Genomic DNA, 22,634 nt, shown 5'->3' on the forward strand with positions numbered 1-22,634 from the left:
GAGAGGATACAAAATCTTGCCCTTGGCCATCGGCCAAGGCTTAGATTTTGTTGGTGAGGGGGAGCGACCCCGCGCATAACAAACGCCGAAAACCAAGCAAAATCAATCAGCACACCGCCATTTCATCATCGCCCGCAAAATCTGTGACATCATCGTCGTCGTTCCGTCACGGATACACCGCGAGGCGTCGCGGCGAGACGGGACCGGCGCCGGTGCAGGAGAACGACGTAAGCTCCTACATTCGGGGTCCGCAGAAAATGGTCTCCCTCCGGGACGGCGGCCGGGCGCAAATGCCGGCCGGATGATTTCGGACGTGCCTGTGGGGCACACAGACGGACCGGCGGTGCCGGTACCCGAGCAGAGAGACCGGAGTTGCGGATAAAAACCGCCGAACGGGGCGCTGGGAAGCGCCATATACTTCTACTCAACGCGGCAATTTCCAGCGCCCCGTCCGAGTTGAAATGCAGATGCAAAGCACGGGTGGAATCCATCGCGTGAACGGTGCGCCATGGCCTTGACGCATCGGCGGAGCTAAATGTCGTCGTCACCATCCCCGACGCGGGCCAGCGACCCGAATACAACTTCCTGTTATGGATATCGCAAGCTTCTATAGGAAGGCAACGACTCCGAATCTTCTTACGCGCGCCGAGGCAATGGTTATGACTGACACCAACAACAGCTCTTTTCCGATAAAATTCGACGTAGGTGCGAAGGCTGAGCTAAAGGCAGAAATACCTCCTGCCAGCTCTGGCCGATTGCTTGATGCCTTAACAGACATGCTTCGGCCATTTTCAGAGGCGCGCGGCTTAAGGGCCGATCAGATAAGGCTTCAGCGGGAAGATGTTCTAATAGAGATTGCGAAAAAAGTTCGTGAACGAATGATTATCGAAGAGCAACGGCCTCATCCTATCCCATTGCGCATCATGGTGCCCCTTCTGGAAAAAGCTTCCCTGACTGATCCGGGGAGTGACGCACTTATGGATGCATGGGCGCGCTTGCTGCAGTCCGCTTCCCAAGGAGACGGGGCCAACTATGGGCTCTTTGTCGACATTCTTGCGAAACTCGATCCCGTCCATTTGCGCTTCCTAGAGCTTCTGGCGAGAGTAGGTAATAACCCTCCAGATATGTTCGCCCAACGGGAAGTCTTCTTCGTGGAGGAATTCTTGGGCGGTCTCATTTCTAACCTACAAGAGGACCCCACCCTCATCGATAGCGAGGACAAATTCGCAGAGCAGTTCGGCGTGTCGCTGTCGGAGTATTTTAACGTTGCTGGATGTGGCCTCGTCGCTGCAGGGTTGCACTTCCGCCCAGACCGAGAAGATGACGCATACTACGAAGTCGGTGAGGGCATTTCGATTTGGGAGTATCCGGAGGCAGTGCGGGATGCTCTCGAAAGTCTTAACGTCGTCCGCACACACTATGTCCGATTTGAAGCGGAGGACGTATTTGTCTGGATCAGTTACTGCGTTCTAACCTACTTCGGGCTTGAATTTTTCGACCATTGCCATCCGCCCCGCCTCGGGTCCACCGAATTGAAGAGGGAACTAGGGGAGCTGGAGAGAGGAGATTGATATTAGTTTTCGTGCGTCGACGGCGGGCGAGGCGTGCCGTGGTAGCAAGCGCCTTCAGCCTTACAAGCGAGCGCTAAGACAACGACATTATCTTGGTTTCTATTTCCAAATGAAGTTGCGCGCCGTGCCATCCGATTTTGCAGGCTACATGCCTATGCAACGTATCGAGATGACACAAATCTCGTGCTTGCAGTTGATCGCGATGGACGAACGCGGCATAGCTGCATTATGTACGTTAAGACAATCTCCGCTAAGGCCCGTCAATGGTGAACTATATCGAAGCCTCCTCCGCGCCGCCGAAGAATACCGGCGCCATCAGGCTCTACGGCCCCGAGGCCTTCGAAGGCATGCGCAAGGCGTGCCAGCTTGCAGCGCGCTGCCTCGATGAACTCGCCGCGGTCGTCGAGCCGGGTCTTCCGACCGACGCGATCGACCGGTTCGTCTTCGAATTCGGCATGGACAACGGCGCCTATCCGGCGACGCTGAATTATCGCGGCTATACCAAATCCACCTGCACCTCGATCAACCATGTGGTCTGCCACGGGATTCCCGACGCAAAGCCGCTGCGCGAGGGTGACATCGTCAATATTGACGTCACCTACGTGCTCGACGGCTGGCATGGCGATTCCAGCCGCATGTACCCGGTCGGGCAGATCAAGCGTGCCGCCGAACGGCTCCTCGAAGTCACCCATGAGGCGCTGATGCGCGGGATTGCCGCCGTCCGTCCGGGTGCGCGTACCGGGGCCATCGGCGAGGCGATCCAGACCTATGCCGAAGCGCAGCGCTGCTCGGTCGTTCGCGATTTCTGCGGCCATGGCGTCGGCCGCCTCTTCCACGATTCGCCGAACATCCTGCATTACGGCCGCGCCAACGAGGGCCCGGAGCTTCGCGAAGGCATGATCTTCACCATCGAGCCGATGATCAATCTCGGCCGGCCGCATGTAAAGGTCCTCGCCGACGGCTGGACGGCGGTGACCCGCGATCGGTCACTCTCGGCGCAATATGAACACACGGTCGGGGTCACGGCCAATGGCTGCGAAATCTTCACGCTTTCGCCCGGCGGCCTCGACCGGCCGGGCCTGCCGCTGAACGGGTGAGTGCCGATGGCGAAGGGTCCTGTTTCTCACACGAACGACGAACTGCCTTTCGACCTGGACCACTCACCTGCCGACGAGCGGCAGTTCTTTGCCGATCAGCCGGTCAAGCCCTCCGCACTGAGGAAGCAGGCGCTTCCTGCGGCACTGTCGAAGGAGGAGCACTATCACGGCCATCGCGAGCGGCTGCGCGGCCGCTTCCGCGATCATGGCGACACCGCGCTTGCCGATTACGAAGTGCTCGAACTGCTGCTGTTCCGGCTGATCCCGCGGCGCGACACGAAGCCGATCGCCAAGGCGCTGCTCGATCGCTTCGGTTCGCTGGCTGGCGTCTTCGGTGCTCCGGCGTCGCTTCTGCAGGAGGTCAAAGGCGTCGGCGAGGCCGTCGCGCTGGACATCAAGCTGATTTCCACGGTCGCCCATCGCACCTTGAAAAGCGAACTCAAGGGCAAGCAGGTACTAGGCTCCTGGTCCTCGGTGATCCAATACTGCCATGCCGCCATGGCGCATGAGGCGCGCGAGCAGTTCCGCATCCTGTTCCTCGACAAGCGCAACGCCCTCATTGCCGACGAGGTTCAGGGCCGCGGCACGATCGACCATACGCCGGTCTATCCGCGTGAGGTCGTCAAACGTGCGCTCGAACTCTCGGCGACGGCCATCATCCTCGTCCACAATCATCCGTCTGGCGATCCGACGCCATCGCGCGCCGACATCGACATGACGAAGCTGATCGTGGAAACGGCCAAGCCGCTCGGCATCGCAGTCCATGATCACATCATCATCGGCAAGGATGGCCACGTCAGCCTGAAGGGTCTTCGGCTCATGTAAGCGCTGGGAGAGCCACCGTTCAGGTGGCTGTCAGCTTCGGCTCGCAAAGAGCTGATGCTGCCTCACCGGCAGCGTTTGCGAGCCAGAGGCAGCCGATGACCACAACGCTATTTCCGCGCCGATTTCGCCTTTACGGCAAGGCGGCGCTACGGCTCTTCGGGTTGTTTTTGCTGATCATTGGCGGTTACTACGTCTTTCTGCAGGTGACCAACAACTTTGCAACGGTGGTTGCCGGCGAAGTCTACCGCTCGTCGCAGCCGTCGGCCGAGGCGATTGCACAGTTCGAAAAGCAGTACGGCATCAAGACGATCATCAACCTGCGCGGCGAATCCGGCAAGTCAAAATGGTATGTTGACGAAGTCGAGCAGGCAAAGGCGTTGAACATCAGCCATATCGATTTCCGGATGTCCGCCGGACGAGAACTGACTGCCGAACAGGCTGAAGAACTCATCGCCATCATGCGGAATGCGCCGAAACCCCTTTTGATCCATTGTCAGGCCGGCGCCGACCGGACGGGGCTCGCCTCCGCTCTCTACCTTGCCGCCGTGGCCGGAAAGGGCGAAGCCTCTGCCGAGAGCCAGTTGTCGCTCCGCTTCGGACACGTGCCCTTCTCGTTCAGCCGCGCTTTCGCCATGGACCGGACTTTCGAGAAAATGGAACCTTCCCTCGGGTTCGGAGTTCAGGACACGAACTCATAAGACAATTTGTAACGTTGACCAGCTACGCTTGGACGACATATTGCGCTGCAATATGATTCCAAACTCCAATCCAGGGCTGAGCGATGTTCCCTTATGATCTCATTGTTGTAGGCAGCGGCCCGGCGGGGCGGCGCGGCGCCATCCAGGCCGCGAAGCTCGGCAAGAAAGTCCTGGTCATCGAACAGGGCAAGCGCGTTGGCGGCGTTTCCGTGCATACCGGCACCATCCCTTCCAAGACGCTTCGCGAGACGGCGCTTAATCTGTCGGGCTGGCGTGAGCGCGGCTTCTACGGAAGGGCCTATCGCGTCAAGCAGGAGATCAGCGCCGAGGACCTGCGCCGCCGGCTGTTGATCACGCTCGACCACGAGGTGGAGGTTCTCGAACATCAGTTCGCCCGCAACCGGGTCCAGCATATCAGGGGCAAGGCAAGCTTCATCGATGCTTCAACGCTGCAGGTGATCAAGGATGACGGCGAGGTCCTCCAGGTGACCGGAGCGAGCATCCTGCTGGCCGTCGGCACGAAGCCATTCCGCCCGGACTATATCCCGTTCGACGGCAAGACGGTCATCGACAGCGACGAGCTTCTCGACCTGGAGGAGCTCCCACGTTCCATGATCGTCATCGGCGCCGGCGTCATCGGTATCGAATATGCGACGATCTTCAGCGCTCTCGATACGGCGGTTACAGTGATCGACCCTAAACCGACCATGCTCGACTTCATTGACAAGGAGATCGTCGAGGACTTCACGTACCAGCTTCGCGACCGCAACATGAAGCTTCTGCTCGGCACCAAGGCTGACAAGGTGGAGAAGCTCGACAACGGCAAGGTGCAGCTGACGCTGGACAACGGCCGGCACATCGCCACCGACATGGTACTCTTCGCCGCCGGACGCATGGGCGCCACCGACACGCTCAATCTGCTGGCGATCGGCCTCGAAGCCGACAGCCGCGGGCGTCTCAAGGTCAATCCGGAGACGTTCCAGACATCCGTGCCGCATATCTACGCGGCAGGCGACGTCGTCGGCTTCCCGAGCCTTGCCTCCACTTCCATGGAACAGGGGCGCATTGCAGCACGCGTGGCCATCGGCGCGGTTGCTAAGGAGCCGCAAAAATATTTCCCCTATGGCATCTACGCCGTTCCCGAGATTTCAACCTGCGGTTTGACGGAAGAGGAAATGAAGGAGCGTGGCATTCCCTACGAATGCGGCATCGCCCGTTTTCGGGAGACGTCACGCGGCCACATCATGGGCCTCGACACCGGCCTGCTGAAGCTGATCTTCTCGCTGAAGACGCGGCGGCTGCTCGGTGTTCACATCGTCGGCGAAGGCGCCACGGAACTCGTCCACATCGGCCAGGCCGTGCTCAACCTCAAAGGCACGGTCGAATATTTCGTCGAAAATACCTTCAATTATCCGACACTCGCCGAAGCCTACAAGATTGCCGGCCTCGACGCCTGGAACCGCATGGGCGACATCAAGTCCGAGTTGTGATGGTCGTCGCTCAGGAGGCTTTCACGGCATACCTGCGAGACGGTGCGGCAGGTCCCGCGCCCTTAAGACGTCGAGATCCCTGAGGCGGCGCTATTGCTGTCCAGCAGAGAGCTGCTGTGGAGCAGAGATGGTCGCGGTTTTGAGCAGCACTGCGACTTGCAGCGTATCGAGGAACTCCACCACCTCAATCACCTTGCCATTGTCAAAGGTGATCTTGTCCATGATCTCGGTGTCGAAGTCCGTGGAAACATGGCGCATATGCCCCTCGCGATGGACGAGTGCGACATCGCCGTCGATATGGACGTCGACGAACTTCAGGTCCTTCATCTCCCACGTGTCGATGAAGTGCCGCATCGCCTCGCGAAGGGCAGCACTGCCGACAACCGGATCCGTCAGTTGCGCCAGATGCCGGTTTCCGGCGACGCGGAAGACGCAATTGTCACCGAAGAACGACATGAGCCTGTCGAGGTCGCCCTCACCTCTCGCCTCGTAAATCTGCTTCACAATGTCCTTTAAGTCAGCGCCGGAAGTCATCGCCAAAACCCTCCCCTGGCAGCATCCCTCAGCTTGCATCCGATTTCCCTAAAATGCAACCAGATGGTGAGTCATGCATGTGGGCCGGAACTCTGACCGCCATTCAGTTTGGCAGCACCCCTTCCGGCGCCAACCAATCCAGTTCGGTGAGCGCCGCCAGCAGATGTTGGGCGACCGCTTCGTTGCCTTCCTGCACGGCAATTTCATAGGCTGTGAGGCAGTAACGGACGAGCGGCTTGGTCAACGCCGGTTCGTCGGAAACGGGACAGATTATGCCCGCATAAAGTTTCGGGAGGCCGTTACGATCGCGGAAGCAACGGCCGAAGACCATGACATAGGAGTAGCAGCCATCGGCTTGCGCAACACGATAGCTCTGCTGCTCCGGCTGTGCAGTGTCGATCGCCTTTTGGATCTCGGCTGCGACGCCCGCGCGGTCTTCAGGGTGGATTCGCTCCAGATAAGTTTCCAGCGGCAATCCGCATTCCGTCGCCTTGCGATAAAGGCCGAACATTTCCGCGACGGCGGGATCCGCATAAACCTGATCGGTAGCCATTTCCCACGTGAAAAATCCCGATTCCGCTGCGTCGTCGTTCGGGGAATCCGATGCAAAAGCGCTGCTCTGGAACGTCAAGTGCTTCTCCCAAATCGATAAAATTTATAGCTGCAACCGAGGGGGCTGCGAGCGGTTAAAATGGCAAATCAAAAACAGCCCCGGTACGAGGTACCGGCGGCCAACAAATAAAGGCAAACAAAAAGCCCTGCCGAAAACCAGCAGGGCCGTGCTTTTTAATCGAGGCTAGCGATTACTCGGCGGCGCCTTCGGCGTCCTTCTTCTTCGAAGCAGCCTTCTTTTTCGGAGCTGCTTCCTCGCCTTCGGAAGCTTCAGCCTTGGCGGCTGCCTTCTTCTTCGGAGCAGCCTTCTTGGCGTCCTTTTCGGAGCCTTCGCCTTCTTCGTCAGCGAGCAGCTCTTCCTTGGTGACCTTCTTGTCCGTGACGTCAATCTCGGTCAGCAGGTGATCGATGACCTTTTCTTCGAAGATCGGCGCGCGGATCGAAGCAGCAGCACCAGGCTGGCTACGGAAGAACTCCATGATCTGCTTTTCCTGGCCCGGATACTGACGCAGCTGCTCGTAGATCGCGCGCTGCATCTCGTCTTCGCTCACTTCCACGCTGGCCTTTTCGCCGATTTCAGAGAGGACGAGACCGAGGCGGACACGGCGCTCAGCGAGCGTCCGGTATTCTTCCTTGGCCTTCTCTTCGGTCGTGTCCTCGTCCTCGAAGGTCTTGCCGGACTGGGCGAGATCGTTGGTCACCTGGCTCCAGATGCCGTTGTATTCGGCTTCGACGAGCGACTTCGGCGTTTCGAACTTGTACATCTCGTCGAGCTGGTCAAGGATCTGGCGCTTGACCTTCTGGCGGGTCAGCGAGCCGTACTGGGATTCGATCTGGCCGCGAACGATTTCCTTCAGCCGGTCAGCCGATTCCAGGCCGAGCTTCTTTGCCAGCTCGTCATTGATTTCCACGTCGGCCGGGGCAGCGACGTCCTTCACGGTAACGTCGAAAGTGGCTTCCTTGCCGGCCAGGTTCTTCGCCGGATAATCGGCCGGGAAGGTCACGGTGATGGTCATTTCGTCGTCAGCCTTGACGCCGACGAGCTGGTCTTCGAAGCCAGGGATGAAGCGGCCGGAGCCGAGGACGAGTTCGGCGCCCTGATCGGTGCCGCCTTCAAAAGCTTCGCCATCGACCTTGCCGACGTAATCCATCGTGACGCGGTCGCCGTTTGCAGCCTTGCCCTTCTTGCTTTCGTAGGACCGGGCGCTTTCAGCGACCTTGAGAACCTGTTCGTTGACTTCCTCGTCGGAGATATCGACGACTTCGCGGGTGATCTTGATGCCCTTGACGGACTTCAGTTCGATCGGCGGCAGAACTTCGTAGGAGAGCGTGAATTCGAAGTCCTTCTGAGCGGCGAGGATCTGTTCTGCCTCGTCCTTGTCTTCGGTCATCGCGATTTCCGGCTGCGTGGCGGACTTTTCGCCGCGCTCGGACAGGATGGCAGTTGGCTGCTCGCGAACGATCTCGTTGACGAGGTCGGCCATGATGGACTTGCCGTAGACCTTCTTGAGGTGGGCAACCGGAACCTTGCCCGGACGGAAGCCATTGATGCGCACCTTGTCCTTTACGTCGGCAAGGCGCTCGTTCATCTTGGTTTCCATGTCCTTGGCCGGGATTACGACCTTGATTTCGCGCTTCAGCCCTTCAGCGAGCGTTTCGATAACCTGCATGTCTTCCTACCTTCATTTCATGGCGGCCGTGCCCAGACGCCGTTCGTTTCGATGAGCACGACGCCGGAAAATTGCCGGGCGTGGCTTGTTCTCAATTCTTATTCATTCCACCCGAGGCGGAACGGCGCTTTTCTGCCGGGTAATCGAGGGACACCTGTTTCCGGTCCCCCGCCTGCAAGCCAGCTTTGGTGCGGGTAGAGAGACTTGAACTCCCACGCCTTGCGGCACCAGAACCTAAATCTGGCGTGTCTACCAATTTCACCATACCCGCGTTCTCAAAAACCGCATGCATATGCCTGCACATGAGGCCTTCCGGAGCGCGGCGTCTCTATATCACCCGATTTGGAGGAGGCAAAGGAAAAATGAAGGGCAAATGACAGGGATTTTAAGGGTGCACAGCGGCTTTCAGCGAAGTTAGTAGAGCGGCTCCTCATAAGATGGCTTGCCGTCCACAAGCAGGCTGCGGATCTGTGCCGTGCCATCGCCCGATACGCGGGCCGCAATCGAAACGTTGCCGTTCTGCCGGGCCTCCTCCAGCGGCTTGCCCTGGCCCTCCGGCACATAGTAGCGCTCGATCCCGTATTCGAGGCGAATGTCGTCCGTTGCATTCACAGCGTAGTTATAGAAAGGACGGCTCTTGAGCACGACGCTTTCGGCTCCTTTCGGAAGCGGTTGGAACGACGATTCGGCGATCCCCCAGAAGCCATCCGGCTGCTTTCTCAACCGGACCCACATCGTTTGCTCGCCCGCTTCGGCAGGCAGCGGGCCAACAACCGTTCGCGCCGGCACCGACGAAATTTCGTAATTTAGCACGACATAGTCGCCGCGCAGGAAATCGCGCGGATCGACAGGAGCGGTTTTCAGCAGCACTTCGGCGCCGCTGCGCAGGATCTCCGCGCGGCTTTCGATCACATAGCCCAGAATGATCGTTTGAAGCGACGCAGCGATGACTGCGGCGATGAGATAGCCCCTGGCCAACCGAAGCTTATACGAGAATTCGCTCATTGGACCACCTCGGCGGAGTTCGCGGCGAAGCGCCGCTCAAGCCGGATCACCACCCAGGCGACAACGGCCACGAGCAGCCCGGACAGGAGGAAGAGGCTTGATGTTCCGAGTATGGAGCCGACCGTCACCGAAGCAAGGTAAAAGATCTCGCCAGCGAACATGGCGTAGGCAAGATAGCGCACCGCGCCGTTGTCCCGCCCCTGAAATGCGATCGCGAGCACGGCCGCGGCAAGCGTCAGCACGCCGAGAAGCACGAGCCTCCAGCCGTCATCCGCCTGCATATGAAGCAAAAGGAGCCCGATGGCGGCAATCAGGAAGGCGTAGAAGGCTGGGGCAGCGCCGGCACTTCTGACAATACGGGAATTGCGCAGTGGCGGCACGCTGAGTGCGAGGAAGACGGCCATTCCGCAAATTGCGAAGGCAAGCGCGACGGCGATACGCTCATCCAATGTATGAAGCCAGGTGAGCCAGCCGACGACGAGCAGATAGGCCAGATGCCGGGCGCGATCAGCTCCGGTGAAGCGGACCAGCGCGATGGTGATCAATGCCATGATCGGTGGCGCCCATGGATCGACGCCAACCCAACGCGTGTCGAAGGCCGATAGATAGACCGCAAAGGAGCCCCAGGACAGAAAGCCTGCCGTGGCGGTGACGGCACTCGACCTGAACAGTGCGGCGGTAACTGCCGCAACCGCGAACCATAGATACATGACCGTCTGCTCGTCGCCCGACAGATGATACATCTGCCCGATGAGCGAGATCGCGCCGCCGAAGCTCAAGGCGCCGATAACGAGCAGGCCGCTCGCTACAGCCGACGCCCCGCGCGCCAGGAAGTACGCAGCACCGAGATAAACGGCCCAGATCAGAGCCAGGATCGCGCCGACGCGGATCAGTCGCGGGATCGCCTCCCAATTGGACGCGACAAGCAGCAGGACCGCAGCAGCCAGAAGGATTGCGGCGAGCACCATCAGCACATTGCCGAGACTGAAGCTCGCGGGGCGACTGTCATACTCCCCAAGCAACAGTTCGACCGTCGTTTCGGTTAGAAGACCCTTCTCGACCCAAAGCGAAAGATCCCGCTCCAACCGGCCCCGATACATTGCTACCTCCGTCCCAACGGCTTCCTAAATACCGTTATAAATGGCGGAGCGTCTTTCGCAATCTCCCTGCCCGAACACTCAGGACTTGCCCATGCTAAGTTGGGAGCGATTATTCATTCTGCGTTAACGAGACCGGAGCTAATATTACGGCGTAAGCTAAGGCATGCGCAGAGTGCATGACCACCATGATGATATTGCACTGCACAATAATGACTGACGCTATTATATAGATAGCTAACAAGCACGGGCGTGGCGGCCCGGCCCGGTTTACCGGAAGCCTGCGGACATAAGTCCGTAACGAAATTCGGAGAGCGCCCTCCTCCTCCCAGCGCTCCCGATAGACTGGCAACACTCCTCCTCCCAGTTGTCAGTCACTCAAACGAGCCCACCGGATCCTCCCCGGTGGGCTTTTTGTTTGGCCTCCAGGAGGGTTTTCAAGCACCACTCGCCCCAAGCCTCGGGATGGCCATTCTGCCTATTCATTGACCAGCAGGCCGCGAAACACTTCAATTCTTCTGCAGAGAATTGCGCGCCATGCATAGGTGGAATGAAATCTTGTCTCTGTTAGGTCTGTGCGGCGCAACATATATACCACTCATCCAATAGAGGTCAGCGCCGATCGGCGGCAGCTGGCAGATCGCAAGCCCTAGGAAAGGGGACCCAAAATGAACTTCGCACGCTCTTTCAATAACTGGCGCAAGTACCGTCAGACGGTTACTGAACTCGGCCGCATGACCAACCGCGAATTGCATGACCTCGGCATCGACCGTTCGGACATCCATCGCGTTGCTCGCGAGGCAGTGGCCCGCTAATTCAGGCGATCAGGGTCCTCCCAAGCTGATCTCCTTTTTCAAAAACGCCCGGTGCTTCGGCAACGGGCGTTTTCTTTTGCCGAGATTTCCGCTTCCTCGATGGTTGCGGCGAAAATTCTCCGCATGTCTACGGCTCAAGAAATGCCTCTTGCGTATTTATCGTGCACATCCTGCACAAATGCATAGCAGATGCATTTTCTTTGCACTGCACAATATCGCAGAGAGCTACTATATGAATGGCAAGCGCAGAGACGGCGATGGCGCCGTCCGCGAAGCAACATTCTAAGGAAGACGACAATGAACCCGATCCGCATTGCAAAGAGCTGGATTAGCTATCGCCGTACGATCAGCGAACTCGGCAACCTTTCGAACCAGACGCTTGCCGATATCGGCATCACCCGTTACGACATCCGCAACATCGCATCCCGCTCGTTCCGTTAATCGCTTCGAGCGTGATACATCAAAAACGGCGCCGCTTTGGCGCCGTTTTCGTTTAGACACTGCCGCGGTATATACCTTGCTATACTCTTGATGGGGCGGAGAATTACTCCTGACCAAAACATCACACTTTTTAATATACTTAAATCACTATGACTCTCTCAACGCATCCAAACTATTTAAGGTTGATGATATAGCGCATCGAGCATCATCCCCTATGCCAACGATGGGTTATTTCTAACTGATTACCCTGCTGGACCCAACGAAGTAGGTGTTTAATCCGGGTAGCAAGGGTTGTATTTCCATCTGCTTGAGCTTCGGCGCAGTCCGCCCCACGTCGGGATGGCAGGCGGACGAGAGGGTGGCTGCCGGGTTCCCCGCACGAGCAATATCCGTGGCTGTGGACGCCGGTGGCAAAGCGCCGGCATCGGTGAGCGCGGACCCTGAAATTGTTTGGATTGGACCGGTGGATCACCGGCGGGTTTGATGAGGTCGCCCGTTTCGCACGACCAGCGCTGATGGCGGAAAGACCGACGACTTAGTTCCGCCACCTGCCCGAGCCGTTAGCCTCGTTGTTGAAGAAGCGCGAGGCGGCCTCTGTACGGTTTCGTACATTCATCTTCTTGTAGATGTTTCGCACGTGCACCTTCACTGTATTCTCAGAGAGATGCAGCTCATCGGCGATAATCTTGTTTTGCGTGCCCTTGCAGATCAGATCCAGGATCTGTACTTCGCGCGTGGTGAGCGCGGAGAGATCGCCCTGGCGAAGCTTGAGCGCACCCGCTCCAGCCGCCGCAACGGACTTTGTCTCGTAGAGCGACTTCTCCGGTTGCCCGGCCTGGTTGGTGAGCCGGTTGAGCAATGCCGAAGGGAAATGCTCGCCGCCCTTCATCAGAAGGTCGACCGCCGCCATGAAAACGTCCAGGCGAAGATTGAGCGGCAGCACGCCGTCGATAACTCGCGCCTCAACAAGCCGGTTGACATAGGGCTCCAGCATGTCGATCGCTTCAATGACCAGGCCGATCGATGTCGAGGGGTGACTTTGCCGTACGATCTGAAGCGCCTCGTTAAGCTCGGAACCCGGTATATGGTAGAAGAGCACGAGCTTGGCTTCGTTGGCTTCATTCTCCAGCATGGCCTTTGAATAGCCTTTGCTGACGACTTCGCAGTCTGCAAATTTCTTTGCCAAAGCCTCTGCCAGACACTCAGAGAACAAATCTGCGTTCGCAATAACCAGTATGATGTCTCCGGCCGGGCCGAACTTTCGGCTTTGGTCGGCATCCCCCGTCTTTGACGCCGTCATGAACATTTACGCCTCCCCTGGCGCTACACGTTACAGATGCCTCTGAGCAATCGCTGCGAAGATGTTCCAATTGGTGTGGTTTCAGGTTTCTGCGGTAGTTAGTTAGACATTTCTTAATTATCGTAATATGAACAGGCCGGGAAGGAAATGGCCCAAAAGTGTTAGTTTTTGTGAATCATCAGTAATATTTCTTAGTGTTACGGTTGCATTTTGCTTATTTAAGACTGAAATCCGCGTATGTCTCTCAGTATTCTTACTAAGAAATGGTATCCGTACTGTGATAATAAATCAAAAGCTATTTTGGTATTTCGCTTGCGTCTGCATGAATTGAAGATCTTCTTACTGAAGAAGCGGCTCGCAATGTTGAGCATGTAAAACTGGCGGCTCAGCAAGGGCGCCCCTTAGAGATAACAAGAAGGTTCTGGGGTATTCCTCATCGAAACGGCACACATGCCGACGGCGTCCTCACGGAGACCAGCAGGCAAAAAACGGCCGCCCTGAGCCCTGCTTTTTTACTGCGGGAGTTTCCTGTTTTCGCCAGGCGTGATATCAGCCGCGCATGAACAAGACCTCTTCCTATACTCCCATCCATGTCGTCGGCGGCGGGCTTGCCGGCTCCGAAGCTGCGTGGCAGATCGCAACGGCCGGCGTGCCGGTCATCCTGCACGAGATGCGCGGCGTGCGCGGCACGGATGCCCATAAGACCGACGGCCTTGCCGAACTCGTCTGCTCCAATTCCTTCCGCTCCGACGATGCGACGAGCAATGCCGTCGGTGTCATCCATGCGGAAATGCGCATGGCGAATTCGCTGATCATGGCGTGCGCGGACAAGCATCAGGTGCCGGCCGGCGGCGCGCTCGCCGTCGATCGCGACGGTTTTTCGGACGCGGTGACGAAGGCGATCCATGAGCATCCGCTCATCACCATCGTGCGGGAGGAGATAACGGGACTGCCGCCGAAGGAATGGGACCTGGCGATTGTTGCCACCGGGCCGCTGACGGCCCCGTCCCTCGCTGCTGCAATCCAGGAAGAAACGGGTGCGGACGCGCTTGCCTTCTTCGATGCGATCGCCCCGATCGTCTATCGCGACAGCATCGATATGGATATCTGCTGGTATCAATCGCGCTACGACAAGGTCGGTCCCGGCGGCACCGGCAAGGACTATATCAACTGCCCAATGAACGAAGAGCAGTACAACGCCTTCGTCGATGCGCTGATTGCCGGCGACACCGTGGGCTTCAAGGAATGGGAAGGCACGCCCTATTTCGACGGGTGCCTGCCTATCGAAGTGATGGCGGAACGCGGCCGTGAGACGCTGCGCCACGGCCCGATGAAGCCGATGGGACTGACGAACACGCACAATCCGGCGGTGAAGGCCTATGCGGTCGTGCAGTTGCGCCAGGACAACGCGCTCGGCACGCTCTACAACATGGTCGGCTTCCAGACGAAGCTGAAATATGGTGCCCAGGCTGAGATTTTCCGGATGATTCCGGGCCTGCAGAACGCCGAATTCGCCCGCCTCGGCGGCCTGCACCGCAATACCTACATCAACTCGCCGACGCTGCTTGATCCGTCGCTGACGCTGAAGTCCCGGCGCGGACTGCGGTTTGCAGGACAGATCACAGGCTGCGAAGGCTATGTCGAAAGCGCCAGCGTCGGACTGCTGGCCGGGCGCTTCGCCGCCGCCGAACGCAGGGGCGAGGCGGTTTCGCTGCCTCCAGCAACGACCGCTCTCGGTTCGCTGCTCGGCCACATCACCGGCGGGCATCTCGTCACCGACGAGGAACCGGGCAAGCGTTCCTTCCAGCCGATGAACATCAATTTCGGTCTCTTCCCGGAACTGCAGCCGGGCTCCATCGTCAAGCCGGAAGGCGTCAAGCGCTTCCGCGGCAAGGACAAGACCATCATGAAGCGGCAGCTGATCGCCAAGCGGGCGCTTGCCGATTGTGCCGCATGGCTCGGCCAGAGCGTGCCTGTTGCAGAGAGCGCTTGAACGTTATTGAGTGTTGGCTGCCGGCTTTTCTGCCGGCGGCAGCGCAAGATCGGCATCGGCGACGTAGTTGCCGAGCAGCCAGAGCGCCACTTCTGAGGCTTCCTTGGCGGAAGCGAATTCCAAGGCGCCGTTGTGATGCGGGTGATCGAGGAAATCGATGACCAGCCCCCTGCCCGTTTCAGAACTGACTACCCGCACCCTGCCCGGCTCGAGCACGTGGCAGGAAAAATGCCGGTGCATGTTGCGCATGAAGCCCGCCTTGTTGTCATGCAGGCGAACGAAAACCACCTGGCCGTCGGCGGTCGCCTGGAGTTGGCGGATTGCCTCGTTTGGAAAGGCGCGGTTGAACTCCAGAATGGCGAGGCCGGTGTCTCGAAAGCCCTCCTCATCCTTGTTCCGGACAGCCATTCGGGTGGCGACGAAGGCAAGGAGAACCACGAGGGCGAACAGAATGCACCAGACGATAATGCTCAACGCCGTTTCTCCAATTCCAGCTTAGCGGTCATTCACCCCTAGCACTCCAGGCTTGCGCGAGTGTGAACAGGCTAGGGCCTGACCCTAGATCTTCCTGCGCATCAGCGCCAAGGTCATGCTCAGCTGCCGGCGCCATTGCGGCGGCTGCAGCGACTGCTCGAAGACCGAGGCACCGGCCTTTTGGGCCTTCATCAGGACCGGCCCGGCAAGCGTAGCTGGCAGGAAGGCCGGGACAACGGCCGGTGGGAGCGCGACAGCGCGGGCTCTTGCCAGATGATCGCGGCCGAGACCTGCGAAGGCTTCGATCGCGGCCGAAATGCGTGCTTTATCCTTGCCTGCGAGGAAGCTGTCGCGGTCGAGCCCCGTGGCGCTCAGGATTTCGAGCGGAATGTAAAGCTGCCCCCGATGGCGGTGCAGCGGCATCAACAGCAGCATGCCGGCGACCGCCTGCGCAACGCCCGCATGGCCCGCCGCCTCGGCAGATTTCGCGGCCTCTTCCGCTGACAGGACAAGGCTCGCAAGCTGAATCAGCGCCGATGCCGTTTCCCCGGCATAGCCTTCCAGCGACGTGCGTGTTTCCATCGGGTCGTCGTAGAGATCGAAGATGCGGGCATCGACCATGTCGACCAGCGTCTGGCGTGGCAGGCGGTGTGCCTCGATCGCGCTCAACAAGGCTGCGCCGACAGGATTGGCCTGCGTGGAGCCGTGGGCGCTACCCTCCAGGAGATCGCGCCAGTATTGCATGCGGACTTCGCCGGGCAGCGGCTCGTGCACCAGATCGCGAACGCGCGCGAGTTCGGCATTGAAGGCGTACAGGGCTGCAAGCGCACCGCGCTTGTCCTCGGGAGACAGCAGGCAGGCCAGATAGCGGTCGCGATCGCTGTCTCGCAGCATTGCCAGGCAGATGTCCTGGTTGCTCATCGGCTTGTCCGTCATTGGTCAGACCGCGATCAGAGCCGCTGCGACGGCGCGGGATTCTGCAAGCATGATGTTGAAGGTGCGGACAGCTGCGCCAGTGCTCATCGGGTCGGAAGAGATGTCCAGAGCCTTCAGCCTATCCTTCAGCTCCTGCGGCAGCCGGCGGAGCTCTGTGCCCGTGCCGACCAGCAGAACTTCAATGTCTCCAGCCTCTGCCAGCACCTTCTTGAAATTCTCGACCGAAAGCGGCTTCGACATGTCCATATCCCAGCCGTAGACGCCGGAGGGAAGGCATAGGATGGAGCCGCGATGGGACATGTCGGCAAAGCGAAAGCCGCCGTTGCCGTATGCGTCGATGGGAGCGCGGCCGGGGAAATGCGCCTCGCGGATTTCTATGCCTCTAGCCATGACTACACTGGGGCCTTTCCGGATCTTTCGTCGGCTGCCGCGTCCTCATCCTCATCGAAAGCTTTCGGCCGAAGCCTGAAGAGGATCAACACCGGCGCGGCAATATAGATGGAGGAGAAGGTGCCGACGGCAACGCCGAAGAACATGACCAGCGAGAAGGATCGAATGACCTCGCCGCCGAAGAGAACAAGCGCAAGCAGCGCAAGCAGCGTCGTAGCCGCCGTCAGGATCGTGCGCGACAGCGTCTGGTTGATCGAGGCGTCGATGAGGATCGGCAGCGGCATCTGCGGGTAGCGCCTGAGGTTCTCGCGCATGCGGTCGTAAACGACGACTGTATCGTTCAGCGAGTAGCCGACGATAACAAGCAAGGCTGCGATACTTGTCAGATTGAATTCAATGCCGGTGACGACGAAGAAACCGAGTGTCAGAATGACGTCGTGCAGTGTCGCGACGATCGCACCGATCGCGAATTGCCATTCGAAACGGAGCCAAATGTAGATGACAATGGCGGCAAGCGCGGCAAGGATGCCGAGTGTTGCAGTCTTCGTCAGCTCACCGGAAACCGCGGGGCCGACAACTTCGACGCGGCGGAAATCATATTGATCCGCGAGCTCGCTGCGCACGAGTGTTATGGCCGACTGCTCGGCATTTTCGCCGCCGCCCTGCGCTTCGATACGGATCATGGCGCCTGAGGCATCGCGGAGGCGTCTGACCTGGACTTCACCGAGGTTCAGCTCGCTCAGCCGGGCACGGATATCCTCAAGATCAGCCGGCCCCTGCTTCGACTTTACCTCTATGAACGAGCCGCCGGTAAAATCGATGCCGAGATTCATGCCGATCGTGGTCACGGCCAGCATGGCCGCGAGCGAGAGAGCCGCAAGCGCGGTGAAGCTGTAGCGGCGGATGCCTATAAAGCGGATGCGCGTGCCATCGAAGACGTCCGCGTGCACGCTCTTAGGCAAATGCCTCAAACGCCGGCGGCGCACCCAGGCAAGGACCAGACGACGCGTGAAGGCGAAAGCGGTGAATGCCGTGGTCAAAATGCCGATTGCAAGCGTCACGGCGAAGCCACGGATTGCGTCACTCCCAAGGTAGAAGAGGATTGCCGCGGCCAGGAGGGTCGTAATGTTGACATCGACGACCGTCCTAAAGGCTCTCGAATACCCCACCCGAATCGCCTGATCGACGCGCGTGCCGCTTCGGGCCTCCTCGCGGATGCGCTCGTAGATCAGGACGCTGACATCGACTGCAATGCCGATCATCAGCACGATGCCCGCAACCCCGGGCAAGGTCAGCGGTGCGCCGAGCAGCGTGAGGACGGCGAAGATCATCATGAGATTGATTGCGAGAGCGGCAGCGGCAATCACGCCGAGAACGCCGTAAAGCGCCACCATCAGGCCAACGACGAGAACGGCGCCGATAATCCCGGCGATGAGACCGGAGTGAATGGACGAGGCGCTGAGACCCGGATCGATCGTCCGTTCTTCGACGATGGTCAGAGTCGCGGGAAGTGGGCCGGAACGGAGCATCGCGGCAAGGTCCTCTGCCTCCTCCGTTGAATAGTCGAGTGGTATCAGGCCGGTATCAACTGTGATGGGTTCGCGGATAACCGGTGTCGCGATCACCTGATCGTCCAATAGAACTGCCAGCGACCGCCCGGCATTGTTCTGCGTCAGTTCCGCGAATTGCTTCGCGCCCTCGGGACTGAAGCGAAAGGTGAGGTTGGAACTGTCTTCGCTGGCTCCCGGTTGGATCTGGAAATCGCGGAGATCCGCCGACGACAGGACTTGCGCGCGCTCGACCAGATACGCGTCCGGCGGGTCATCCCCCGAATAGACGATCCGCGAACGTGCCGGCATGTTGCCGCCCATCGCATCCTCGGGTGACATGCTGCTGTCGATCAGGTGAAAGGAGAGCCGGCCTTCCTGACTTAGCAGATCCTTGAACCTCTGCGGGTCGGCAAGACCCGGCACCTGAACGGTCAACCGATCCGGCCCGCGAGTTTCGATGACCGGATCAATCCCGCCGGCCTCGATGGCGCGATGGCCGACGATATCGATCGATTGCTTCAAGGCTTCCGCGAGGTTGCGGTCGATTGCTTTGCCGGTGATCTGCAGCGTCAGCTGCCCGTCATTTGCTTTCGAGAGGGTGACATCCGGATCCCCGCCGCCAGCGGCCGGACGCGTCAATGGCGTCAAGACGCCGACGGCCTGATCGAGCTGGCTCGGATCGGTGATACGGACCTGGATGGTCTGTCCGGTGCCTGCAAGACCGGTATAGCGGATCCCGGCCTCGCGCAGTTTGCCGCGCACGCTTGCTACGGTGCTTTCGAGCCGCTCCTTGACAAGATCGGAGCGCTCCACCTTCAGCACGATATGAGAGCCGCCCTGAAGGTCGAGACCAAGCGTTACCCGCTTGTGGGGCAGCCAGCTCGGAAGCGAGGCATCCGGGACAAAATTGGGGGCGGCCACGACCGCCGCCGCCAAGACAATCAGCCAGATCAGAACGATTTTCCAACGGGAAAAATGGAGCATTATGGTCTCGACACTCTGATCCGGCTTTTCTGCCTGCCGGAACTACGCGGCGTCGGCCTTTACCGGTTCGCCCTTCACGCGAACGTCGGCGATACCGCTGCGGACCACCCTGACGCGGACCCCTTCGGCGATTTCGACCTCAACTTCCTTATCGTCGACAACCTTCGTCACCTTGCCGACGAGGCCGCCGGCCGTGACAACCTGATCGCCGCGACGGATGGCGTTCAGCGTTTCCGCACGCTTCTTGGCCTGGGCTCGCTGCGGGCGGATCAGCAGGAAGTACCACACGACCATGAGCGGCACGAACAGGATGATCATTTCGAAGCCGGAGCCGAATGGCGACGCCGCGGAGTCCGTAGCGGCCTGGGCAAATGCCGGGGTGATAAACATGATAAGCTCCTCAGATGCGTGGCGAGTATATCCGCCTATTCAGGTGGCCGGACTATAGTTGCGGCAAGAACGAATGCAACAAAAACAGCCTGAAGCCGTACCGATTCCCCTGTGTCATAACCTTTCCGCTGTGGAAAGGCCATGCTACCTCGCGTCGAAACCCCAAGGCTGGCAACCGCAACGGAATTCAGGAGACATACGATGGCCGAGGAACTGAACAGCGTCATTTTGCAGGAGCTGAAGCGGCTTGCTGATTCCGTCGAGCGGCTGGCAGGTCCAAGACCTGGCATCAACGACTGGAATGCCGCCGACTGTTTCGTATGGTCCCCCGCCCGTCTCCATCTGCAGCCCGTCCCGCGGCCGAACAGAGTGGCGCTGAAGCTCATTCGCGGCGTCGACCATGTGCGCGACATTCTGCACGAAAATACCGTGCGCTTCGCGGAGGGCTTTCCAGCCAATAACGTGCTGCTCTGGGGTGCCCGCGGCATGGGCAAGTCGTCGCTGGTCAAAGCGGTGCATGAGGATGTCCGCCGGGAAAGCGGCGTTTCCCTGAAGCTTGTCGAAGTGCATCGCGAAGACATCTCAAGCCTGCCGACGCTGCTTGACCTTCTGAAGGAAACGCCGCATCGCGTCATCGTTTTCTGTGACGACCTTTCCTTCGATCATGACGATACTGCCTACAAGTCGCTGAAGGCGGCGCTCGACGGCGGCGTCGAGGGGCGGCCGGACAACGTGGTCTTCTACGCGACATCCAACCGCCGTCACCTGCTGCCGCGGCATATGATGGAAAACGAGCAATCGACGGCGATCAATCCGTCGGAGGCGGTCGAGGAGAAGGTGTCGCTTTCCGACCGTTTCGGCCTCTGGCTCGGCTTCCACAAATGCAGCCAGGAAGACTATCTCACAATGATCGACGGTTACGCCGATTACTTCAAGCTGACGCTCGATCGCGAGAAGATGCATGCAGAGGCGCTTGAATGGGCAACCACGCGTGGCGCGCGCTCCGGCCGCGTCGCCTGGCAGTACATACAGGATCTCGCTGGGCGCATGCGCATCATCCTCGCCCGCGACTAGGCAGCCGCCACAGGCGTAGCAAAACGACAAAAGCCCGGCGGCAAGCCGGGCTTTTGCATGTTCCCGAGACGCTTGACCTACTCGAGGAATGTGATCGGATTGACCGGCGATGCGTCCTTGCGGACTTCGAAGTGGACCTGCGGCTGCTTCACGCTGCCGCTCATGCCGGAGACGGCAACGGTCTGGCCGCGCTGCACCTTCTGGCCGCGAGCGACACTCAGCGTATCGGCGTTGCCGTAAACGGTGACAGTGCCGTCGTCGTGGCGAACGAGGACGGTATTGCCAAGTTGCTTCAGGCCGTTGCCGGCATAGATGACCACACCGTTTTCAGCGGCCTTGATCGGCGTGCCCTGCGGCACCGATATGTCGATGCCGTCGTTGCGGCTGCCGTTGACGTTGGCGCCGTAGGCAGCGATGACCGCGCCGCGGACCGGCCAGCGGTATTTGCCGATGCCGGTCGATTCCGGTGCGGCGGAGGCGACATCCGCCTTCTTCTCGACTTCATCGACCGTCTGCGTGGCAGCCGGGGTGTAGGAGGCGGGCTGGGCGGAAGCCGTCTCGGCCGCAGCGGATGCCGCGGGCGAAACAGGCTTCGGTTGCGCCTTGACCGGGATAGAGGCGGTTTTCGTCTGATCGGCAGATGCGGAGCCGTTCGGAATGGTCAGCGTCTGACCGATGCGGATCGAGCTTGCGGAAAGGTTGTTCGCCGCCTTGATGTCGTCGACCCTGGCGCCTGTCACCTTGGCGATCTTGGCGAGCGAGTCGCCCGGCTTTACGGTATAGGTACCGCCACCGGCATTCGGCCCCTTGCCGGCACCGGAAGCGACCTTTCCGGTCGCGGGATCCGCTCCGGTCTGCGACTTGTCGCGCGCAGAGCCTGTGCCCGGCAACACCGCAACGTTCTGTTCGGGCACCTTCGAAGGCTGCGGAAGCTTGCCGCCCTTGGAGAAATCAGCCACCTGCGCGGAAGCCTTGGCGGCGTTGCTGCCGCCATTGAAGGTCGGAATGAGGATCGTTTCGCCCGGCTTGATGGCCGCGGCCGACTTCATGTTGTTGGCGCGGAGAATTTCCTTTTCGGGAACGCCGTAACGTCTTGCAAGCGACGCGAGATTTTCTCCCGGGCGAACCATGACGGAGGGCGCATTGGACGCAGACCAGCCGGAGGCCTTCGGAGTCGTGCCTGTTGTGATCGGATCGGGCGCGGCAAGCTTCGGAGCCGGCTGAGTGCGCCGCGGCGCTTCGGTGACCGACGGAGCGGCCGGGAACGGCTGTGCCATAGCGACCTGCTTTTCCCGAGAAGGCATCGATGGCGATGCTCCCGTCGGCGGCGCAAGGTCGGAGCGCTGGACCGAGACGGGGGCCGAAGCCATTCGGGCGTTGGACTGAACCGTTCCGGTGCTCGCTGGATAGGGCTGGTTCATAGCGACATTGCTGGAATTGTAAGACGGCTGCGTCATGCCGGGTTGAAGATCAGCGGTTGGGACTGGGTCGCTCTGCAGGCCGCTCATGCTCCGGCGCGGTACCGACCCTGTCGTCATCTGATCCTGACCAGAGCCGGCGAATAGGCCGCCGAAACGTGTCACATCTGAGCTGCAGCCGGTCGCGGCGCTCGCCAGCAGGGCCACAAACATAAGATTACCGGCCGACTTTCCGAATCTCGGCGAAACGCTGTAACGCATGACACGACC

The 22,634-nt window shown here is 59.6% G+C and carries 21 protein-coding genes and 1 tRNA gene; 9 read left to right on the top strand and 13 right to left on the bottom strand.

The features are described from left to right. Positions 1-659 precede the first annotated feature (659 nt). The 5 genes from ACPYOI_RS14290 (at position 660) to sthA (ending at position 5,681) form a co-directional block, all read left to right on the top strand. Positions 660-1,571 (top strand): Abi-alpha family protein, encoded by a 912-nt coding sequence (locus ACPYOI_RS14290; protein ID WP_481416166.1) that lies wholly within the window; start codon positions 660-662, stop codon positions 1,569-1,571. A 263-nt stretch (positions 1,572-1,834) separates the two neighbouring features. After that, on the top strand, positions 1,835-2,668 hold the full coding sequence (map, locus tag ACPYOI_RS14295; RefSeq protein WP_168829489.1) for a type I methionyl aminopeptidase: 834 nt from the start codon (positions 1,835-1,837) through the stop codon (positions 2,666-2,668). A gap of 6 nt (positions 2,669-2,674) precedes the next feature. Continuing rightward, on the top strand, positions 2,675-3,493 hold the full coding sequence (gene radC, locus ACPYOI_RS14300) for a RadC family protein (RefSeq protein ID WP_481416165.1): 819 nt from the start codon (positions 2,675-2,677) through the stop codon (positions 3,491-3,493). A 95-nt stretch (positions 3,494-3,588) separates the two neighbouring features. Then, the gene (locus ACPYOI_RS14305) at positions 3,589-4,191 is read left to right on the top strand and encodes a dual specificity protein phosphatase family protein (RefSeq protein ID WP_481416164.1); all 603 of its coding nucleotides are present in this window, start codon (positions 3,589-3,591) and stop codon (positions 4,189-4,191) included. A gap of 83 nt (positions 4,192-4,274) precedes the next feature. Next, positions 4,275-5,681: a Si-specific NAD(P)(+) transhydrogenase gene (sthA, locus tag ACPYOI_RS14310; RefSeq protein WP_481416163.1), complete on the top strand. Its 1,407-nt coding sequence runs from the start codon at positions 4,275-4,277 to the stop codon at positions 5,679-5,681. Positions 5,682-5,771: 90 nt separating this feature from the next. Here the strand turns inward: sthA and ACPYOI_RS14315 are convergent, their stop codons facing one another. The 6 genes from ACPYOI_RS14315 to ACPYOI_RS14340 all read right to left on the bottom strand — a co-directional run bounded on the left by ACPYOI_RS14315 (position 5,772) and on the right by ACPYOI_RS14340 (position 10,602). Further along, positions 5,772-6,215, bottom strand: coding sequence for a nuclear transport factor 2 family protein (locus ACPYOI_RS14315; RefSeq protein WP_481416162.1), 444 nt, complete (start codon positions 6,213-6,215; stop codon positions 5,772-5,774). Positions 6,216-6,318: 103 nt separating this feature from the next. Beyond that, entirely contained in the window at positions 6,319-6,846 is a 528-nt protein-coding gene (locus ACPYOI_RS14320; protein WP_481422967.1) for a PAS domain-containing protein, read from the bottom strand. A 172-nt stretch (positions 6,847-7,018) separates the two neighbouring features. Next, complete coding sequence (gene tig / locus ACPYOI_RS14325) at positions 7,019-8,497, bottom strand: trigger factor (protein ID WP_481416160.1); 1,479 nt, start codon at positions 8,495-8,497, stop codon at positions 7,019-7,021. Between the two features lie 186 nt (positions 8,498-8,683). Continuing rightward, positions 8,684-8,768 (bottom strand) — tRNA-Leu (locus tag ACPYOI_RS14330). Between the two features lie 143 nt (positions 8,769-8,911). Further along, positions 8,912-9,502: a GDYXXLXY domain-containing protein gene (locus ACPYOI_RS14335; protein WP_481416159.1), complete on the bottom strand. Its 591-nt coding sequence runs from the start codon at positions 9,500-9,502 to the stop codon at positions 8,912-8,914. Next, positions 9,499-10,602 carry a DUF2157 domain-containing protein gene (locus tag ACPYOI_RS14340; protein ID WP_481416158.1) on the bottom strand — a complete coding sequence of 368 codons (1,104 nt, stop codon included), beginning with the start codon at positions 10,600-10,602 and terminating at the stop codon, positions 9,499-9,501. Before ACPYOI_RS14340 ends, ACPYOI_RS14335 begins: the two co-directional genes overlap by 4 nt. A gap of 665 nt (positions 10,603-11,267) precedes the next feature. Here ACPYOI_RS14340 and ACPYOI_RS14345 point away from each other — a divergent pair. Then, a complete protein-coding gene (locus ACPYOI_RS14345; protein ID WP_168829481.1) occupies positions 11,268-11,414 on the top strand; it encodes a DUF1127 domain-containing protein in 147 nt (48 codons plus the stop codon). Between the two features lie 297 nt (positions 11,415-11,711). Beyond that, positions 11,712-11,855 carry a DUF1127 domain-containing protein gene (locus tag ACPYOI_RS14350; protein WP_168829480.1) on the top strand — a complete coding sequence of 48 codons (144 nt, stop codon included), beginning with the start codon at positions 11,712-11,714 and terminating at the stop codon, positions 11,853-11,855. Positions 11,856-12,390: 535 nt separating this feature from the next. Here ACPYOI_RS14350 and ACPYOI_RS14355 read toward each other — a convergent pair. Next, positions 12,391-13,161, bottom strand: coding sequence for a helix-turn-helix transcriptional regulator (locus ACPYOI_RS14355; protein ID WP_481416157.1), 771 nt, complete (start codon positions 13,159-13,161; stop codon positions 12,391-12,393). A gap of 553 nt (positions 13,162-13,714) precedes the next feature. Between ACPYOI_RS14355 and trmFO the strand changes: the two genes are divergently transcribed. Next, positions 13,715-15,148: a methylenetetrahydrofolate--tRNA-(uracil(54)-C(5))-methyltransferase (FADH(2)-oxidizing) TrmFO gene (gene trmFO / locus ACPYOI_RS14360; protein WP_481416156.1), complete on the top strand. Its 1,434-nt coding sequence runs from the start codon at positions 13,715-13,717 to the stop codon at positions 15,146-15,148. A gap of 3 nt (positions 15,149-15,151) precedes the next feature. Here trmFO and ACPYOI_RS14365 read toward each other — a convergent pair whose 3' ends face one another. From ACPYOI_RS14365 to yajC, 5 genes are all read right to left on the bottom strand, one after another. Further along, on the bottom strand, positions 15,152-15,622 hold the full coding sequence (locus ACPYOI_RS14365; protein ID WP_481416155.1) for a hypothetical protein: 471 nt from the start codon (positions 15,620-15,622) through the stop codon (positions 15,152-15,154). An 84-nt stretch (positions 15,623-15,706) separates the two neighbouring features. Continuing rightward, on the bottom strand, positions 15,707-16,543 hold the full coding sequence (locus tag ACPYOI_RS14370; RefSeq protein WP_481416154.1) for a phytoene/squalene synthase family protein: 837 nt from the start codon (positions 16,541-16,543) through the stop codon (positions 15,707-15,709). Between the two features lie 18 nt (positions 16,544-16,561). Continuing rightward, positions 16,562-16,948, bottom strand: a complete 387-nt coding sequence (locus ACPYOI_RS14375; RefSeq protein ID WP_481416153.1) for an Mth938-like domain-containing protein — start codon at positions 16,946-16,948, stop codon at positions 16,562-16,564. A gap of 2 nt (positions 16,949-16,950) precedes the next feature. Then, positions 16,951-19,482, bottom strand: coding sequence for a protein translocase subunit SecDF (gene secDF, locus ACPYOI_RS14380; protein ID WP_481422968.1), 2,532 nt, complete (start codon positions 19,480-19,482; stop codon positions 16,951-16,953). Between the two features lie 42 nt (positions 19,483-19,524). Continuing rightward, positions 19,525-19,872 (bottom strand): preprotein translocase subunit YajC, encoded by a 348-nt coding sequence (gene yajC / locus ACPYOI_RS14385; protein WP_168829473.1) that lies wholly within the window; start codon positions 19,870-19,872, stop codon positions 19,525-19,527. A gap of 201 nt (positions 19,873-20,073) precedes the next feature. Here yajC and ACPYOI_RS14390 point away from each other — a divergent pair, with 201 nt between their 5' ends. Continuing rightward, a complete protein-coding gene (locus ACPYOI_RS14390) occupies positions 20,074-20,946 on the top strand; it encodes an ATP-binding protein (RefSeq protein ID WP_481416151.1) in 873 nt (290 codons plus the stop codon). Between the two features lie 77 nt (positions 20,947-21,023). Here ACPYOI_RS14390 and ACPYOI_RS14395 read toward each other — a convergent pair whose 3' ends face one another. Beyond that, the gene (locus ACPYOI_RS14395; protein WP_481416150.1) at positions 21,024-22,625 is read right to left on the bottom strand and encodes a peptidoglycan DD-metalloendopeptidase family protein; all 1,602 of its coding nucleotides are present in this window, start codon (positions 22,623-22,625) and stop codon (positions 21,024-21,026) included. Between the last annotated feature and the right edge of the window lie 9 nt (positions 22,626-22,634).

The sequence above is a fragment of the Rhizobium sp. SVR5-2C genome (genome assembly GCF_056755115.1).

What these genes read in the sequence shown, in the direction of transcription:
- yajC (WP_168829473.1), bottom strand. Translation starts at nt 19,872, where the DNA reads ATGTTTATCACCCCGGCATTTGCCCAGGCCGCTACGGACTCCGCGGCG.
- ACPYOI_RS14395 (WP_481416150.1), bottom strand. Translation starts at nt 22,625, where the DNA reads ATGCGTTACAGCGTTTCGCCGAGATTCGGAAAGTCGGCCGGTAATCTT.
- ACPYOI_RS14345 (WP_168829481.1), top strand. Translation starts at nt 11,268, where the DNA reads ATGAACTTCGCACGCTCTTTCAATAACTGGCGCAAGTACCGTCAGACG.
- map (WP_168829489.1), top strand. Translation starts at nt 1,835, where the DNA reads ATGGTGAACTATATCGAAGCCTCCTCCGCGCCGCCGAAGAATACCGGC.
- ACPYOI_RS14290 (WP_481416166.1), top strand. Translation starts at nt 660, where the DNA reads ATGACTGACACCAACAACAGCTCTTTTCCGATAAAATTCGACGTAGGT.
- ACPYOI_RS14340 (WP_481416158.1), bottom strand. Translation starts at nt 10,602, where the DNA reads ATGTATCGGGGCCGGTTGGAGCGGGATCTTTCGCTTTGGGTCGAGAAG.
- tig (WP_481416160.1), bottom strand. Translation starts at nt 8,497, where the DNA reads ATGCAGGTTATCGAAACGCTCGCTGAAGGGCTGAAGCGCGAAATCAAG.
- sthA (WP_481416163.1), top strand. Translation starts at nt 4,275, where the DNA reads ATGTTCCCTTATGATCTCATTGTTGTAGGCAGCGGCCCGGCGGGGCGG.
- ACPYOI_RS14315 (WP_481416162.1), bottom strand. Translation starts at nt 6,215, where the DNA reads ATGACTTCCGGCGCTGACTTAAAGGACATTGTGAAGCAGATTTACGAG.
- ACPYOI_RS14355 (WP_481416157.1), bottom strand. Translation starts at nt 13,161, where the DNA reads ATGTTCATGACGGCGTCAAAGACGGGGGATGCCGACCAAAGCCGAAAG.
- secDF (WP_481422968.1), bottom strand. Translation starts at nt 19,482, where the DNA reads ATGCTCCATTTTTCCCGTTGGAAAATCGTTCTGATCTGGCTGATTGTC.
- ACPYOI_RS14305 (WP_481416164.1), top strand. Translation starts at nt 3,589, where the DNA reads ATGACCACAACGCTATTTCCGCGCCGATTTCGCCTTTACGGCAAGGCG.
- ACPYOI_RS14350 (WP_168829480.1), top strand. Translation starts at nt 11,712, where the DNA reads ATGAACCCGATCCGCATTGCAAAGAGCTGGATTAGCTATCGCCGTACG.
- ACPYOI_RS14375 (WP_481416153.1), bottom strand. Translation starts at nt 16,948, where the DNA reads ATGGCTAGAGGCATAGAAATCCGCGAGGCGCATTTCCCCGGCCGCGCT.
- trmFO (WP_481416156.1), top strand. Translation starts at nt 13,715, where the DNA reads ATGAACAAGACCTCTTCCTATACTCCCATCCATGTCGTCGGCGGCGGG.
- ACPYOI_RS14335 (WP_481416159.1), bottom strand. Translation starts at nt 9,502, where the DNA reads ATGAGCGAATTCTCGTATAAGCTTCGGTTGGCCAGGGGCTATCTCATC.
- radC (WP_481416165.1), top strand. Translation starts at nt 2,675, where the DNA reads ATGGCGAAGGGTCCTGTTTCTCACACGAACGACGAACTGCCTTTCGAC.
- ACPYOI_RS14390 (WP_481416151.1), top strand. Translation starts at nt 20,074, where the DNA reads ATGGCCGAGGAACTGAACAGCGTCATTTTGCAGGAGCTGAAGCGGCTT.
- ACPYOI_RS14370 (WP_481416154.1), bottom strand. Translation starts at nt 16,543, where the DNA reads ATGAGCAACCAGGACATCTGCCTGGCAATGCTGCGAGACAGCGATCGC.